Origin of the sequence: Luteibacter rhizovicinus (assembly GCF_004342265.1) — a bacterium.
Lineage (GTDB): Bacteria > Pseudomonadota > Gammaproteobacteria > Xanthomonadales > Rhodanobacteraceae > Luteibacter > Luteibacter rhizovicinus_B.
Window position 1 is genome coordinate 566,574 of record NZ_SMCS01000002.1, and the last position, 16,192, is coordinate 582,765.

Here is a 16,192-nt window from a genome sequence, read left to right on the forward strand (position 1 = left end):
GGTTTCGCAAGAGCGGGGGTGGCGGCTTCACGCCGCCGGCAACGTCTCCAGGCTCCACCGCGGATGCACCGCGATCGTCTCGTCCTGGTGCTGGCCCGACGCAAGACGGATGGCGCCGGCAAGCGCGATCATCGCGCCGTTGTCCGTACAGAAGGCCAGACGGGGGAAGTACACGCGGAACCCATCGTCGCTGGCGGCCTGTCCCAGTTGCTCCCGCAGACGCTTGTTCGCGCCCACGCCGCCGGCGATCACCAGACGCTTCGCGCCGGTCGCGGCCAGAGCGCGGCGGCACTTGATGGCCAGCGTATCGACAATGGCTTCCTGGAATCCGCGCGCGATATCGGCGCGGGTCTGGTCGCTGCGGTCGCTGGCCTGCCAGGCGAGCAATACCTGGGTCTTCAGTCCCGAAAAGCTGAAATCCAGCCCGGGCCGGTCGGTCATCGGACGCGAAAAGCGGAACGCGCCCGGCGTGCCCTGCTCCGCCAGCGCCGCCAGGGCGGGACCGCCCGGATAGGGCAGCCCCATCATCTTGGCCGTTTTGTCGAAGGCTTCGCCCGCCGCGTCGTCCAGCGTATCGCCCAGAATGCGGTACTGGCCGATGGCCTGCACCTCGACCAGCATCGAATGTCCGCCGGAGACCAGCAGGGCCACGAACGGCGTTTCGGGCGGATCTACTTCGAGCAGGGGCGCCAGCAGATGACCTTCCATATGGTGTACGCCGATGGCCGGTACGCCCAGCGCCCAGGCCATGGCACGGGCGGCGGAAGCCCCCACCAGCAGGGCTCCGACGAGGCCCGGACCGGCCGTATAGGCCACGCCGCCCAGGTCGGCGGTGGTCAGTCCGGCGTCCTTCAGAGCCTGGCGAACCAGGGGCAGCAGCTTGCGGACATGGTCGCGACTGGCCAGTTCGGGCACCACGCCGCCATACTCCGCGTGCAGGGCAATCTGGCTGAAAAGCGCATGGGAAAGCAGCCCGCGACCGGGTTTTTCAGGGTCCCAGCGCAGCAGGGCGACCCCTGTTTCATCGCAGGAGGTCTCGATTCCCAGTATGGGCTTTGAAAAATTCTGTTCGGTCACGTTATAATCCACGGCTCGCCCGATCTTACGGGTCAGTTTAAACATTAGTGGAGTTTCCATGCCGAGCGTTAAAGTCCGCGAGAACGAGCCATTTGAGCTTGCCCTTCGCCGCTTCAAGCGTACGTGCGAAAAGGCTGGCGTTCTGGCCGAAACGCGCAAACGCGAATTCTATGAAAAGCCCACTCAGGAGCGTAAGCGCAAGCGCGCCGCTGCTGTGAAGCGTCACCTGCGTCGTCTGTCGCGCGACACCACGCGCCGGACCCGCATGTACTAATCCCATCTGCCCGTCAGGGCAGGTGAGATTAACGGTTGGCGCGGCAACGCCGCCACCGTACGCATGGCGAACTCCCGAGCCGGCTTTGCCCATGGCAAAGCCGGCTTTTCGTCGTTCAGGAGGAATTGTGTCACTCAAACAGCAACTTACTGAAGACATGAAAGCGGCCATGCGCAGCGGCGACAAGACGCGGCTGGGCGTCATCCGCCTGGTGCAGGCCGAGATCAAGCGCCGCGAAGTCGACGAACGCATCGAACTGGACGACGTCCAGGTCCTGACCGTGCTCGAAAAGATGCAGAAGCAGCGTCGCGATTCCATCGACCAGTTCGACAAAGCCGGTCGCACCGACCTGGCCGACATCGAGCGCTTCGAGATGGGCGTCATCGACACTTACCTGCCGGCGAAGCTATCCGACGCCGAACTGGATGCCATCATCGATGCCGCCGTGACCGAATCGGGTGCCACCACGGCCCGCGACATGGGCAAGGTCGTGGCCCTGGTGAAGGAAAAGGCCGCCGGACGAGCGGATATGGGTGCTGTGGCGCAGAAGGTGAAGGCGCGGCTGGCCTGAAGGGCCCCGCTTCACACCTCCCCCACAGCCACCTGAGCATCCTCCGCTGCCATACGGAGGTAGACCCATGCTCAAGTTCGCCATCATCTTCGGCCTTATCGCGCTCGTCACCGGCGCACTCGGCTTCGGCCGGATCTCCGGTGCGGCGGCGACCATCGCCAAGATCTGCTTCGCCATCTTCCTGATCCTCTTCCTGCTTGCCTTGCTCTCGATCTTCGGAGTGCTTCACCTCGCATTCTGACGACGCGGCCAGCGGTGCCCCATCCGGGGGCACCGCGTGGCATCCTAGTCGTCTTATGCGTGGTCGAATTCCTGACAGCTTCATCGACGAACTGCTTGCCCGCGTCGACATCGTCGATGTGATCGAGCGGCGCGTGCCGTTGAAAAAGGCCGGCCGGGAATGGACCGCCTGCTGTCCGTTCCATAACGAACGCTCGCCTTCGTTCTACGTCAGCCCGCAGAAGCAGTTCTTCCACTGTTTCGGCTGCGGCGCGCACGGCAGCGCGATCAAGTTCCTCATGGATTACGAGCGGCTGGAATTCCCCGATGCCATCGAGGAACTGGCGCAGTCGGCGGGTCTCACCGTTCCCTACGAAGGTGGCCGCGACAACGCCCCGCGCGAGGACAAGACGGATCTCTACGGCCTGCTCGACGACGCCGCCAGCTTCTATCAGAAAGAACTGGGAGGCAGTCCCGAGGCCATGGCCTATGTGGACCGTCGCGGCCTGGACGCCGAAACGATCAAGCGCTTCCGCATCGGCTGGGCACCGGCCGGCTACGACGGCGTGATGAAAGCGCTCGGCACCAGCGATAAGCGGCGCCAGTTGCTCAACGAAGCGGGCATGGTCGCCAGCAACGAGCGGGGCAATCGCTACGATCGCTTCCGCGAACGCGTGATGTTCCCGATTCTCGACCGCCGGGGTCGCGTCATCGCATTCGGCGGACGCGTACTGACCGCCGAGCAAAGCCCGAAATACCTCAACTCGCCCGAGACCCCCCTTTTCCACAAGGGTCGCGAGCTCTTCGCGCTATGGCAGGTGAAACAGGCCAACCAGAACCTGACGCGGATCATGGTCGTCGAAGGCTATATGGACGTCATCGCGCTCCATCAGGCCGGCCTGCCGATCGCGGTGGCCACGCTGGGTACCGCGACCACGCCCGACCATGCCGAAGTCTTGTTCCGCGCCGCACCCGACGTCTTCTTCTGCTTCGATGGCGACCGCGCCGGCAAAGCGGCCGCCTGGCGAGCGCTGGAATCGGTACTGCCGCGCATGCGCGACGGTCGCCAGGCGTTTTTCCTGTTCCTGCCCGACGGCGAAGACCCCGACACCCTCGTACGCAAGGAAGGCAAGGACGGTTTCGAGAAGCGCATGAAGGAAGCGATGCCGCTGTCGGAATACTTCTTCGAGGAACTGGCACGCGATGTGGACATCACACGCCTCGACGGCCGCGCACGACTGGCCGAACGCGCCCGCCCGCTGATCGCGAAATTTCCGGATGGCGCATTCCGCGACCTGATGGCGCAGGAGCTGGAACGACGCACCGGCGCCCGCGCCATGCTGGAACCGGAAAAACCCTCGCGGCCGTCCTCGCGCAACGTCAACATCCAGCGCAGCCTCGTGCGCAGCGCCATCACGCTGTTGCTGGCGCAGCCGTCGATGGCCGAAGAAGTCGAAACGCCTTATTCGTTTCTCCGCCTGAATAAGCCCGGCGTCGACCTGCTGGCCGAACTGCTCGACATCGCGCGCGCGCGGCCAGGTATCAATCCCGCCCTGCTCATCGAGACGTTCGCGGAACGTCCCGAATATGCGTCGCTGCAGAAGCTCGCGCAGGCGGACGTCATCGGCGAAGCGGAAATGCAGAAGGTCGAATTCATGGATGCGCTCCGGCAGATGCAATTGCAGGCCGTGATGCAGCGCCGCGAAGCGCTGATCGCGAAGAGCCGCGAGGGCGTGCTCGACGACGCCGAGAAAGCGGAGTTGCGCATGCTGTTCGCCGCCCGCGTTGTCCAGGTCATCGCCGAATGATGCATTCGCAAGCGCTCGTAACTCGTTCCGTGGGATCATCGCCCACCGAACCTGGCAACGGACCGGCAAGCGCCGGACACGAGCGACGTTGATGGACCTGCTTGAACGACTCGTAACCATCTTCGGCGAGAACGGCTATGCGGCCGTCTTTCTCGCGCTGATGCTATGCGGCGCCGGCGCACCGCTACCCGAGGACATCACGCTCGTCGCGGGCGGCATTATCACGGGCCTCGGCTACGGCAGCGTGCATATCATGGTCGGCGTCGCCATGGTCGGCGTACTGCTCGGCGATTCCACGATGTTCCTGCTGGGCCGCCACTACGGCGCCCGCATCCTGCGCTGGCGCTTCGTCGCCCGATTGCTCACACCGGCGCGCTACGCGCGCGTGCAGGAAAAATTCGAACGCTACGGCAACCGCCTGATGTTCTTCGCGCGCTTCCTGCCCGGCATGCGCACCGCCGTCTACATCACCGCCGGCGCCACGCATCGCGTAACCTTCCTGCGCTTCTTCATCCTCGACGGATTCGCCGCGCTGATCAGCGTGCCGATCTGGGTTTACCTCGGCTACTTCGGTGCGAATAACCACGAGTGGCTGGTGACGTGGATCAAGCGCGGGCAGACCAGCCTGTGGATCGCACTGGCGGTGATCGTGGTGGTCATCGGCGTGATCTGGTGGCGGAAGAAGCGCAAGAGCTGCTGTTAAACCGCGCATATCGCTCTTCCGACGAAATAGGCACGAAGCACCCCATCACCGTCGTCCCTGCGCAGGCAGGGACCCAGTGCGTTGCATCAGGTGGTCGCGATCGCGCTCGATCAGCTCTTTCGCCGTAGCCCCGGCACATCGTTACGCATGGCACAGAGCCTGCCACTACCCTCGTCGGGGTGACGGTGAGGGAGTGCGTGGCCTCATCGCACTCTCAAACAATTACCACGCGTTTTTCGGAATAATCGGATGGATGCGTGGGTGAGGGATTGCGATGCTTGCCGGGCTGTCGACCCTTTCGATGGCCGGGCGTAGAAACCCGATTTATGAGTCCACGCAGGCAGCGAATGCTCCTGCGTTCATTCCCGCGTGTTTACGGCGGGCGTGTCGGGCAGACTTTGCGTCTGGCCGGGGTTGGCACTCGTAACCGGTTTTCTACCCCGACACGTCCGCCACCCCGCGCAACGCGGGTGGCGGCTCACCGGTCACATGGAGCCGTGTATGTCCCCGCCCTTTCCCAACCTCATTTCTTCCTGTCCCGTGTGTCGCGGCGATCTCGCGCTCTCCGTCGACGAGTTGCACGATGCGGCGCAGATGCGACTTACCGCCTCGACGGCTCTATTGAATCAACTGGCGCTTTCGACACACACCGATTTCGATGCGACGTCGATGTCGCAGGCCATGACGGCCGTGCGGCGACTGGTCGATGAAGCGGCGGAGTTCGTCGTGGCGATCTGGCGCGAGAAAGGTCATGTCGTAAACACCCCGGTTCAAGCCGCCTGACCCAGACGATAAAGAGTCGAAGACCTCTCCCTTCGCCTCACGGCCTCCTCTCCCTCACCGTCACCCCGGCGTACGCCGGGGTCCGCAGCGACCACGCGGAGGCAAGCCCGAACGCTGAGGTTCCCGCTTTTAAAGCGACCATGGTCGTCGCGACAACCGACCGCCTCGCCGCGGATTCCGGCGTGCGCCGGAACGACGGTGAGGGCTATGGAGTCGTAAGGCGATGGCCGGCACAGCACCTTTCACATCAAAACCTGACGCGAAGGATGAGCGACTACGCCACCTCAGCGAACAACCAATCCTTGAATATCTCCGTCTCCACACGCCCCGCGGCATCGCGCGACACGCATAAGTAGTAAGCATGCCGCAGCGGCACATCGACCCGGAACGGTTCCGCGAGGCGCCCCGCCGCAAGGTCGTACGCCACCAGCAATTCCTGCGCGAGCGCCACGCCCTGCCCTTCGATGGCCGCCTGCAGCATCATCGTGCCGTCGCCGAAACCCATTTCGCGGGAGACATCGCCAAGGTCGATGCCACCGCGCGCAAGCCACTGATCCCAGCCGGGGGACGGCGCGGCGCGACGGTTCTGGCGTTCATGCAACAGCGTATGGCTCGCCAGGTCCTCCGGGCCGTGCAGTCCGGCCGCCAGCGCGGGACTGCATACCGGCGTGTAGCCACTGCTGACCAGCAACACCTGCTCGCCGCCTTCGCTCAGACGGTCGTCGATGGCGATATCCCATCCGGCCGCGTCCGGCTGGCCGTCCGTGACCACCTCGACACCGATGTCCGGATAGCGATCGAAGAAGCGAAAAAGGCGAGGCACGAGCCACTTCGTGCCGAAAGTTGCCGGGACCAGGACACGCAACGAGGCGTTGCGGTGGTCCAATAGCTGATCCGTCGCATGCTGCAACGCACGAAAAGCTTCGCGAATGCGCGGGAAATAGTTCTCGCCGGCTGGCGTCAACGACAGTTTATTGTTGCTACGCACAAACAACGGTATACCCAGCCAGGATTCCAGCTGCTTGATCTGCTGACTCACTGCGGCGGCCGTCAACGATAACTCCTCACCTGCCTTGGTGAAGCTCAGATGTTGCGCTGCAAGTTCGAAAACGCGCAAGGCATGCAGGGGGAGCGAGCGCTTCATTGCGGACTCATTAAAGAAAACTTGGGGAAGCCCCCGAAGAAATCTAGTTTGCCACGCCCGCCGCCACTGCCAACAATCCGCCGCGATACGAAGCGGACAACGCATGAACATCCTCACTATCGATACCGGCACCACGAATACCCGCGTCTGCCTCTGGCGCGACGGCCAGGTCGTCGCCCACGCGGCCCGGCAGGTCGGCGTGCGCGATACCGCCATCAGCGGTAGCCGCGACAAGCTCGAAGCCGCCGTCCGCGAAACGATCGAGGAAGCGCTGACGCAGGCATCGCTCGACGAGGACGCCGTCGAACTCGTGCTGGCCTCCGGCATGATCACGTCGAACATGGGCCTGTGCGAGATACCGCACGTGGTCGCCCCCGCAGGACTCGACACGCTGGCTGCCGCGATGCGCGAGTCGACCGTCCCGACGGTGTGGAAGCGCCCCATCTGGTTCGTCCCGGGCGTGCGCAATGCCGTGGAACACATCGGCCTGCACAACTGCGAAGCCATGGACATGATGCGCGGCGAAGAAGTCGAATCCTTCGCGCTGGTGGAACGGCTCGGCCTGAAGGAGCCGGCGGTGATCGTGCTGCCCGGCTCGCACTCCAAGTTCGTCAGCATCGATGCCAAGCAGCGCATCGCGGGCTGCGTGACCACGCTGGCGGGCGAATTGCTGCACGTCATCTCGCACGACACCATTCTCGCCAGCTCGCTCAAAGAGGGTTTCGCCAAACGCATCGACAAGGAGATGCTGCTGGCCGGCGCGCGCTCGGCGAAACAGATCGGCCTGGGGCGCGCCTGTTTCAGCGTGCGCATCCTCGACCAGTTCGCCGTCTACGACGCGAATGCCCGCGCCAACTTCCTGCTGGGCGCCGTGCTTGGCTCGGACCTGCTCACCCTGAAGAACTCCAGCGCCATCCGCATGAACCCGGGTACGCGCTTCGTGGTCAGCGGCAAGCCGATCCTGCGCGAGGCCATCGCGCTTCTCGTCGAAGGCGACGATTTCTTCTCCGGTGCCGTGACGGTACTGAGCGACGACGAACAGCGCGACCTGGCGGGATACGGCGTTATCGCCGTCGCTCGCGTCCGCGGACTGGTCGATACGAACGAACCCGCGCTTGGCTAAGGCCATACGCAATTAACGATCCAACGAGGGAGCAATGATGAAAATTCGATTCGCTTTCGCACTGCGCGCACTTGCCGTCGCACTGGCCATGGCCAGCGCGCCCGCCTTCGCCGCCGACACCGTAAAGATCGGCTTCGTCGTGAAGCAGCCCGAGGAACCCTGGTTCCAGGACGAATGGAAGTACGCCGAGCAGGCGGCGAAGGAAAAAGGCTTCACCCTCGTCAAGATCGGTGCGCCGAGCGGCGATCAGGTGCTGACCGCCATCGACAATCTCAAGGCGCAGCACGCGCAGGGCTTCATCATCTGCACGCCGGACGTGAAGCTCGGACCGTCGATCGTGGCCAAGTCGAAGATCAATAACCTGAAGCTGATGACCGTCGACGATCGTCTTGTCGACGGCTCGGGCAAGCCGATCGAAACCGTGCCGCACATGGGCATTTCGGCAAGCAAGATCGGCGAGCAGGTCGGCGAAGCTATCGCGGCGGAAATCAAGAAGCGCGGATGGAAGCCCGAGGACACCGGTGCGCTGCGTATCTCCTACGACCAGCTGCCGACCGCGCGCGACCGTACCGACGGCGCCATCGCCGCGCTGACCGCCGCGGGCTTCCCGAAGGCGAACATCGTCAACGCGCCGGAAGCGAAGACGGATACGGAAAACGCATTCAACGCCGCGAACATCGCCATCACGCAGCATCCGAACTTCAAGCACTGGATCGCGTTCGGACTGAACGACGAGGCAGTGCTGGGTGCCGTACGCGCCGCCGAAGGTCGCGGCTTCCGCGCCGAGAACATGATCGGCGTCGGTATCGGCGGCAGCCGCTCCGCACTGAACGAATTCGCCAAGGGACAGCCGACCGGCTTCTACGGCAGCGTGCTGATCAGCCCGAAGCGCCACGGCTATGAAACATCCATCAACATGTACGACTGGATCGCCAGCAACAAGGCGCCGCCGATGCTGACGCTTACCACCGGCAAACTCGTCACGCGCGACAACGCAGCCGAAGTCCGCAAGGAAATGGGCCTCTGATGTCGTTTCTCGAGTTCCAGGGTATAGGCAAGGCATTTCCGGGCGTTCGCGCGCTGTCGGACGTGAGCTTCGGCGTGGACGCGGGTAGCGTCCACGGCCTGCTCGGCGAGAATGGCGCCGGCAAGTCGACCATGATGAAAATCCTGGGCGGCGAGTACGTGCCCAACGAAGGCCGGCTGGTGATCGACGGCCAGCCGCGTGCGTTCCGTTCCGCCGCCGATGCGATCGAAGCCGGCGTCGCGATCATTCATCAGGAACTGCAGTACGTTCCCGAACTTTCGGTGATGGAAAACCTCCTGCTCGGCCGCTTGCCCACCCGCCTGGGTCTGGTCGACCGCCGCCGTGCCCTGGACTGGACGCGCCAGCGCCTGAACGCGCTGGGCGTCGACCTCGATCCCCGCGCGAAGCTCAAGCAGCTTTCCATCGGCCAGCGTCAGATGGTCGAAATCTGCAAAGCCGTGCTGCGCGATGCGAAGATCCTCGCGCTGGATGAGCCGACCAGCTCGCTGTCGCATCGCGAAACCGACGTGCTGTTCCGCCTCGTCCGCGACTTGAAGGCACAGGGCAAGGCGATGATCTATATCTCGCATCGTCTGGACGAAATCTTCGAGCTTTGCGATGCGGCGACGATTTTCCGCGACGGTCGCAAGGTCGCCGATTTCCCGACTCTCGAAGGCATCACACGCGATACCCTCGTCCAACGCATGGTCGGTCGCGAAATCTCGGATATCTTCGGCTACCGTCCCCGCGTACAGGGCGACGTTCGCCTTGCCGTGCGCGACGTGACCGGACATGCGGTCGCCGAGCCCATCGGCTTCGATGTCCGCGCGGGTGAAATCGTCGGCTTCTTCGGTCTTGTCGGCGCGGGTCGCAGCGAGACCATGCGCCTGATCTACGGTGCCGACAGCAGAAGCGGCGGCACGGTGGCCATCGATGGCAAAACGCTACGTAGCTCGGATATCCGTTCCGCGATTCGTGGCGGCCTGATGTACTGCCCCGAAGATCGCAAGGAAGACGGCATCATCGGCGTGCGCTCCGTCGCGGAGAACATCAATATCAGCGCGCGTCGCAATCATCTGCGCGCCGGCATGTTCGTCAACGAAACCAACGAAGCGCGCACGGCCGACATCTTCATCGAGCGTCTGCGCATCCGTACGCCGAATCGTCGCCAGGAAATCCGCCTCTTGTCCGGCGGTAACCAGCAGAAAGCCGTGCTCTCGCGCTGGCTTGCGGAGAAAGATCTCCGGGTGCTGATTATCGACGAACCCACGCGCGGCATCGATGTCGGCGCGAAGAACGAAATCTACAACGTGCTTTACGAACTGGCCGAACGCGGTGTCGCGATCGTGATGGTGTCGAGCGAACTGCCTGAAGTACTCGGCGTGTCCGACCGCGTCATCGTCATGTGTGGTGGCCGGATCACCGGCGAGTTCACCCGTGAGCAAGCCAGTGAAGAAGCCGTGCTGGCCAGGGCGTTGCCCGAAGGCGCGGCGCGCGCGGATGCGAATACCACGAGGACTGTTTCACCATGACCGACAGCAAGACCGCCCCGGCACTCGACCTGGCGCCCGGCAGCAGCAATACCGAACGTCGCGCCGCATTCTGGCGGTTCGTCGACGACTACAGCCTCATCCTTATCTTCATCGCACTGTTCGCGGTGCTGAGCTGCACCGTCGAATATTTCTTCTCGTGGGATAACGTCGTCGGTCTGGCGCTATCCGTGTCGCAGATCGGCATGGTCGCGTGCACGATGATGTTCTGCCTCGCGTCGCGCGACTTCGATCTTTCGGTCGGCTCCACCGTCGCCTTCGCCGGCGTGTTGTGCGCGATTGTGTCCAATGCCACCGGAAGCGTCACGCTCGGCATCGCGGCCGCGCTGATGGCGGGTGCGGCGATCGGTTTCGTCAACGGCGCTGTCATCGCCAAGCTGAAGATCAACGCGCTAATCACGACGCTGGCGACGATGGAAATCGTACGCGGGCTGGCCTTCATCTCGTCGCAGGGTCAGGCCGTCGGCGTCGCCAACGAAGCCTTTTTCAGCATCGGCAGCTCCATCCTGTTCGGCTTGCCGGCGCCGGTATGGGTCACCCTCGCCTGCTTCGTGCTGTTCGGGGTACTCCTCAACAAGACGATCTACGGACGGAACACGCTCGCCATCGGCGGCAATCCGGACGCGGCGCGGCTGGCCGGCGTCTCCGTCGACCGCACGCGCATCCTGATCTTCCTGGTGCAGGGTGCCGTGGCGGCACTCGCCGGCATCATCCTCGCCTCGCGTATGACCAGCGGCCAGCCGAACGCGGGCGAAGGCTTCGAACTGAACGTCATTTCAGCATGCGTGCTGGGTGGCGTATCCCTGATGGGCGGCCGGGCAAGCATCAGCGGCGTGCTCGTCGGCGTTCTCATCATGGGCACCGTACAAAACGCCATGAGCCTGATGAACATCGATGCGTTCTATCAGTACCTCGTGCGCGGCACGATCCTGCTGATCGCCGTGCTGGTCGATCAGCTGAAGAATCGCCGGCAGTCCCGCTGATGGCAGCGAACGATACCTTCCAGCCCCTGGGGGCGACCCGTCACGCACTGGCCGAAGGCGTGCTGTGGGACGATCTTTCCGGCGTGATCCGCTGGACCGATATCCATGCGTCGCGCCTGTGGGAATACGATCCCGCCACCGGCAAGAGCCGGGACTGGATTCTTCCCGCGCGTCTGGCGTGCTTTGCCCTGACGCATAAGCCCGGCGTGCTGCTCCTGGCGCTCGAGCACCAGCTTGTGCGCTTCGATACACACGACGGCTCGATCGTGACGCTTGACGACATCGAACCCGAAATCGCCAGCACGCGCGCCAACGACGGTCGCTGTGACCGCGCGGGCAACCTCGTGTTCGGCACGCTGAACGAAGGCGGCAGCGAGAAGATCGCGTCGTTCTATCGTTATGGCGCCGACGGTCGCCTGAGTCGCCTCGCCCTGCCCAAGGCAGCGATCACGAACAGCATCTGTTTCAGTCCGGATGGCGAAACGATGTACTTCACCGACTCGCCCAGCCTGCGCATCATGGCCTGCGACTACGACGCCGCGACCGGCGAAGTCGACCGCATTCGCGGCTTCGCCGAACTGGACCCCGCACTCGGCGGTGAGCCGGATGGCTCGACGATCGATGCCGATGGCTTCCTGTGGAATGCGCAATGGGGCGCCTCGCGCGTCGTACGTTACGCACCGGATGGCCGCATCGACGCCATCGTCCACCTGCCTGCCCGCCAGCCGAGTTGCGTCGCCTTCGTGGGCCATGAACTCGACCAACTGGCAATCACGTCGGCGCGCCAGGGATTGAACGACGACGACATCGAACGGCAGCCATTGCATGGCGCCGTCTTCCTCGGCAAAGCGCCGAAAGGACGCGGCCTGCGCGAAAGCCGTTATGGACACGCCCCCCAAGGAATACACGCATGACCGCGGCAACCACGCGCTCCGACCCGCGCACGACACCCCTGCCCCGTCTGGCTGGCAAGATCGCCATCGTCACCGGAGCTGCCCAGGGCATCGGTGCAGCCACCGCGCGCCTGTTCGCGGCACACGGTGCGAAAGTCGTCGTCAACGTGCTGGAAGAAAACGCGGCGGCGCATGAAACCCTCGCCGCGATCGGTGTGGACGATGCCATGCTGTTTCAGGCGGACGTCACTGATCCCACTGCCATCGCCCGCATGGTGGAAGCCACCGTGCAACGCTTCGGACCGCCCGACGTCCTTATCAACAACGCCGGCATCAACGTCTTCAACGATCCGCTGAAGTTGAGCGACGACGAGTGGGCACGCTGCTTCGAAGTCGATCTCAAAGGCGCGTGGAACTGCAGCAAGGCCGTGCTTCCGCACATGCTCGCCGGGAAAGCCGGCAGTATCGTCAACATCGCCTCCGTGCACGGGCACAAGATCATTCCGAACTGCTTCCCCTATCCGGTAGCCAAGCACGGACTGATCGGCCTGACACGCGCACTGGGCATACAGTACGCCGCGCAAGGCGTGCGCGTGAATTCCATCTCCCCGGGTCTCATCCTTACCGCCATCGCCGAAGCCGGCTTCGCCTCCGCGCCGGATCCGGCGGCGGAGCGTCAGCGTCAGGCCGATATCCTGCCGACGAAGCGCATCGGCGAACCCGACGAAGTGGCCTATACCGCGCTCTTCCTCGCCAGCGACGAAGCACGTTTCATCAACGCCGCCGATATCCTCATCGACGGCGGCCGCTCCCAGCTGTACCACGAGTGATTCCGATGACCTGGCCGACTGCCCTTCCCCTGATCGCCATCCTTCGCGGCATTACTCCCGACGAAACGCTCGCCCATGTCGGCGCACTGGTCGACGCGGGATTCGACGCTATCGAAATCCCGCTCAATTCGCCCGACTGGATGCTGAGCATCCCCGCTGCCGTTTCGCGATACGGTGCACGCGCGCTGATCGGTGCGGGCACGGTCCTGACGCCAGAAGACGCCGTGGAGGTCGCGCGACTCGGCGGCAAGCTGATGGTGACGCCGAACACCGATCCGGCAGTGATAAGACAGGCTCGCGAGAGCGAGTTGTACACGGCCATCGGCTTTTCCACGCCAAGCGAAGCGTTCGCCGCACTCAAGGCTGGCGCTCACTCCCTGAAACTCTTTCCCGCGACGACATTCGGTCCGGCGTATATCAGGGCAATCCGCGCGGTGTTGCCGAAGAACGTTCCCCTGTTGGCGGTCGGCGGCGTGACGCCGGAGAATCTGCACGAATTTCTCGACGCTGGCTGTATCGGCGCGGGTCTTGGAAGCGATCTGTACAAGCCGGGCCAGTCGCCCGCACGCACGAGCGAACGCGCCAAGGCATTCATCGACGCTTACCGCAGCTATCGCGTTTGAATTCGCCGTTCACGACGATTCGTGCAGGGTGTCTCTGACGGAATAACGGCAGTAAAGCAACGCCCGCGCACATGCGTGGGCCTTCGCTGCAGCGGGTATATGCGAATTCACAATGGGCATGCGACGACCTTAGAGTCGACCGGTCGCGGAATCGACCGCGATAAACCCTGTGAAGGACCACTTATGCCATCGTTACCCTTACGCAACCGCTTACGACGACTTCTACCCGTCATGGTATTCCTACCCGCGCTCGCGGTAGCGGGAAATCCATCCGCGCCGTCCTCCCACGCCATCGCCATGTTCGACGAAACAGTAGCGGCGGGCCTGCCTCGCGCAGTCGCGCTGCCGACGTCGGCGAAACAAGCACGCGGGTCCGCCAGCGAGAGCGAACTCCTCATCGAATCGCCACTGGATATCGAATTGCATTTTCCCGGCGACGTGCCGGCCACCATGTACACCGCAACCTGGCAGGGCGAGCCCGCGGTCGTAACCCGATCGGACGGACACCTGGACATCACCGTACTCACCCCGGACGGCGTCGCCATTACGGGCTACAGCGACGACGCCGAAGAGCCGCATCACGCCTCTCCGGACACCATGTCCCGGGAAACCGACCCACCGGCATCGCATGACGTCGCGACGACGTCCCGGGGTACGCGCGCCTCCCGCCCGGTCGACCGCATGACTTTCGACGCTAACGCGTACTCCTGGACACGACCGAAGATCGTTTTCTGGATGTTCCAGCACGACGACACGCTCGATATCAGGCTACCCCACATTCACGCGGGCTACGTGGCCTGGTGGCTCGCCGACATGATGAAGATCGTGCCCACACGCCAACTGGCCGTGATCTACAGCGAGAATGTCGAGGGCGTGACGGATATGGCTTACGGTCACCCGTCCTCTCTTGAGGACTGGTCGAGGGCGATAAAGTCCTATGCGCTGCAAGAAAATCTGCCCTGGCTTCCCGGAAAAATGGACTTCAAGTTCATGCTCCTCACGAAGAACCTGCCTGTGCCCAATGCTACCGGTGTGGCGTGGCACGGCGGCGATCAGGCCATGGGGTCGCTCAATGGCCGCTATACCATCGTCGCCCACGAGTACGGCCACAGTCTTGGCACGATGCACGACGATGCCGAAATATTCTGGAACAGAGGCTGGCCGTGCGAATCGAACATGATCGCGGTCACCACACCGCTAAGAGCAAACTGCTACCGCTACACGGCGAAGAACGAACGAAATATACGAGTCTTCCTGGCCCGTGAATGGAGCTCGACCCTCAGCCCAAACATTCCGGACATTCCGAAAAACATCGCTGACGAACCTTCGATCTGGCCACCCGGGGTAATTCGCGATATCCCGTCCATCGTCATCGATTGACTGCCGTGAACAGGCGGGGACGAGGGATCGATTCGCTCATTACCGATCCCTCGTCCCCGCGGTCGACTTATCGGACCCCACAACAGGCATGCGACGACCTTACAGTCGGCCGCGATGAACGACGATACCGCCTGCCCGGGCAGCCCCGATATACCGCTTAACAAACTCGACGCACACCCCACACCATCGAATGATGGTTTATTCAGTGTCGCCGTCGTCTTCAAAGCGAAGATGCTTCACGCTACGGCCATGACGACGCACCAGCTTCAGCGCTTCGACACCGACCTTGATGTGCCGCTCGACGAAGTTGGCGGTGACGTTCTTGTCGCTGAGTTCCGTCTTCACGCCTTCGGGAATCATCGGCTGATCGGAAACGAGCAGCAATGCACCGCAGGGAATGTGGTTGGCGAAACCGGCGGCGAAGATCGTCGCGGTTTCCATGTCGACTGCCATGCAACGCGTACGGCGCAGGTAGTCCTTGAATACCTCGTCGTGTTCCCAGACGCGGCGGTTGGTCGTGTAGACCGTGCCAGTCCAGTAGTCGTGCCCGAGGTCGCGGATCATGGTGGACACCGCGCGCTGGAGCTGGAAGGCCGGTAGCGCGGGAACTTCGGGCGGCAGGTAATCGTTCGAGGTGCCCTCGCCACGGATCGCCGCAATCGGCAGCACCAGGTCGCCGATGGCATTTTTCTTCTTCACGCCACCGCACTTGCCCAGGAACAGCACGGCCTTGGGAGAGATGGCACCCAGCAGGTCCATGACCGTGGCGGCGTTGGGGCTGCCCATACCGAAGTTGATAAGGGTGATGCCATCCGCCGTGGCATTGGGCATGGGCCGGTCGCGACCGTTGACCGGCACACCATGTTCTTCGGCGAAACGTTCGACGTAATGGCCGAAATTGGTCAGCAGGATGTGCTCGCCGAACTCCTCGACCGGCGTACCCGTGTAACGCGGGAGCCAGTTGGAGACGATTTCGTTCTTGGTTTTCATTGCGGATCACGCCAGGCGGGGCCGACACGGCATCCGTTGGACCCTGAGGTCCGGGACGGGTTTGTGCGGCGCGGTTACCGGCGACGCCACGCCGGCGAGCTGCCAAAGTTTGTGACGCACAGTGTAGCATCCGCCTTAACGAAGGTAGGCGAAGCGGAAGGGTGCTTCTCAACTACCGACCACCCGCAAGGGGACAGGAAGGGGGGAGCTCCAG

The 16,192-nt window shown here is 63.4% G+C and carries 17 protein-coding genes; 14 read left to right on the forward strand and 3 right to left on the reverse strand.

What is annotated here, in order from left to right; genetic code table 11:
• Positions 1-27: 27 nt before the first annotated feature.
• Positions 28-1,050, reverse strand: a complete 1,023-nt coding sequence (gene tsaD, locus EC912_RS06635) for a tRNA (adenosine(37)-N6)-threonylcarbamoyltransferase complex transferase subunit TsaD (protein WP_243649198.1) — start codon at positions 1,048-1,050, stop codon at positions 28-30.
• An 85-nt stretch (positions 1,051-1,135) separates the two neighbouring features.
• Between tsaD and rpsU the strand changes: the two genes are divergently transcribed.
• The 6 genes from rpsU (at position 1,136) to EC912_RS06665 (ending at position 5,435) form a co-directional block, all read left to right on the forward strand.
• Positions 1,136-1,351, forward strand: coding sequence for a 30S ribosomal protein S21 (rpsU, locus tag EC912_RS06640; protein ID WP_029213735.1), 216 nt, complete (start codon positions 1,136-1,138; stop codon positions 1,349-1,351).
• A 127-nt stretch (positions 1,352-1,478) separates the two neighbouring features.
• Positions 1,479-1,922, forward strand: a complete 444-nt coding sequence (locus EC912_RS06645; RefSeq protein WP_132142351.1) for a GatB/YqeY domain-containing protein — start codon at positions 1,479-1,481, stop codon at positions 1,920-1,922.
• 67 nt (positions 1,923-1,989) lie between these two features.
• A complete protein-coding gene (locus EC912_RS06650; RefSeq protein ID WP_132142352.1) occupies positions 1,990-2,163 on the forward strand; it encodes a DUF1328 domain-containing protein in 174 nt (57 codons plus the stop codon).
• Between the two features lie 55 nt (positions 2,164-2,218).
• Positions 2,219-3,949: a DNA primase gene (gene dnaG, locus EC912_RS06655; RefSeq protein ID WP_132142353.1), complete on the forward strand. Its 1,731-nt coding sequence runs from the start codon at positions 2,219-2,221 to the stop codon at positions 3,947-3,949.
• A gap of 91 nt (positions 3,950-4,040) precedes the next feature.
• Complete coding sequence (locus tag EC912_RS06660; RefSeq protein WP_132142354.1) at positions 4,041-4,652, forward strand: DedA family protein; 612 nt, start codon at positions 4,041-4,043, stop codon at positions 4,650-4,652.
• Positions 4,653-5,153: 501 nt separating this feature from the next.
• On the forward strand, positions 5,154-5,435 hold the full coding sequence (locus EC912_RS06665) for a hypothetical protein (RefSeq protein WP_132142355.1): 282 nt from the start codon (positions 5,154-5,156) through the stop codon (positions 5,433-5,435).
• A gap of 274 nt (positions 5,436-5,709) precedes the next feature.
• On the opposite strand, the gene EC912_RS06670 is transcribed toward EC912_RS06665, so the two are convergent.
• Entirely contained in the window at positions 5,710-6,579 is an 870-nt protein-coding gene (locus EC912_RS06670; protein ID WP_132142356.1) for a LysR substrate-binding domain-containing protein, read from the reverse strand.
• A gap of 103 nt (positions 6,580-6,682) precedes the next feature.
• Here EC912_RS06670 and EC912_RS06675 point away from each other — a divergent pair, with 103 nt between their 5' ends.
• From EC912_RS06675 to EC912_RS06710, 8 genes are all read left to right on the forward strand, one after another.
• Positions 6,683-7,702 carry a 2-dehydro-3-deoxygalactonokinase gene (locus EC912_RS06675; RefSeq protein ID WP_132142357.1) on the forward strand — a complete coding sequence of 340 codons (1,020 nt, stop codon included), beginning with the start codon at positions 6,683-6,685 and terminating at the stop codon, positions 7,700-7,702.
• Positions 7,703-7,739: 37 nt separating this feature from the next.
• Positions 7,740-8,729, forward strand: a complete 990-nt coding sequence (locus tag EC912_RS06680) for an arabinose ABC transporter substrate-binding protein (protein WP_132142358.1) — start codon at positions 7,740-7,742, stop codon at positions 8,727-8,729.
• On the forward strand, positions 8,729-10,261 hold the full coding sequence (gene araG / locus EC912_RS06685) for an L-arabinose ABC transporter ATP-binding protein AraG (protein WP_132142359.1): 1,533 nt from the start codon (positions 8,729-8,731) through the stop codon (positions 10,259-10,261). Before EC912_RS06680 ends, araG begins: the two co-directional genes overlap by 1 nt.
• The gene (gene araH, locus EC912_RS06690) at positions 10,258-11,262 is read left to right on the forward strand and encodes an L-arabinose ABC transporter permease AraH (RefSeq protein ID WP_132142360.1); all 1,005 of its coding nucleotides are present in this window, start codon (positions 10,258-10,260) and stop codon (positions 11,260-11,262) included. The genes araG and araH overlap by 4 nt, the downstream gene beginning before the upstream one ends.
• Positions 11,262-12,176, forward strand: coding sequence for an SMP-30/gluconolactonase/LRE family protein (locus tag EC912_RS06695; protein ID WP_132142361.1), 915 nt, complete (start codon positions 11,262-11,264; stop codon positions 12,174-12,176). The genes araH and EC912_RS06695 overlap by 1 nt, the downstream gene beginning before the upstream one ends.
• Positions 12,173-12,985 carry an SDR family oxidoreductase gene (locus EC912_RS06700; protein WP_132142362.1) on the forward strand — a complete coding sequence of 271 codons (813 nt, stop codon included), beginning with the start codon at positions 12,173-12,175 and terminating at the stop codon, positions 12,983-12,985. Before EC912_RS06695 ends, EC912_RS06700 begins: the two co-directional genes overlap by 4 nt.
• Positions 12,986-12,990: 5 nt before the next feature.
• Positions 12,991-13,608 (forward strand): 2-dehydro-3-deoxy-6-phosphogalactonate aldolase, encoded by a 618-nt coding sequence (locus EC912_RS06705; protein ID WP_132142363.1) that lies wholly within the window; start codon positions 12,991-12,993, stop codon positions 13,606-13,608.
• A 231-nt stretch (positions 13,609-13,839) separates the two neighbouring features.
• Entirely contained in the window at positions 13,840-14,988 is a 1,149-nt protein-coding gene (locus EC912_RS06710; RefSeq protein ID WP_132142364.1) for a hypothetical protein, read from the forward strand.
• Between the two features lie 198 nt (positions 14,989-15,186).
• On the opposite strand, the gene EC912_RS06715 is transcribed toward EC912_RS06710, so the two are convergent.
• Positions 15,187-15,978 carry an AMP nucleosidase gene (locus EC912_RS06715; RefSeq protein WP_132142365.1) on the reverse strand — a complete coding sequence of 264 codons (792 nt, stop codon included), beginning with the start codon at positions 15,976-15,978 and terminating at the stop codon, positions 15,187-15,189.
• Between the last annotated feature and the right edge of the window lie 214 nt (positions 15,979-16,192).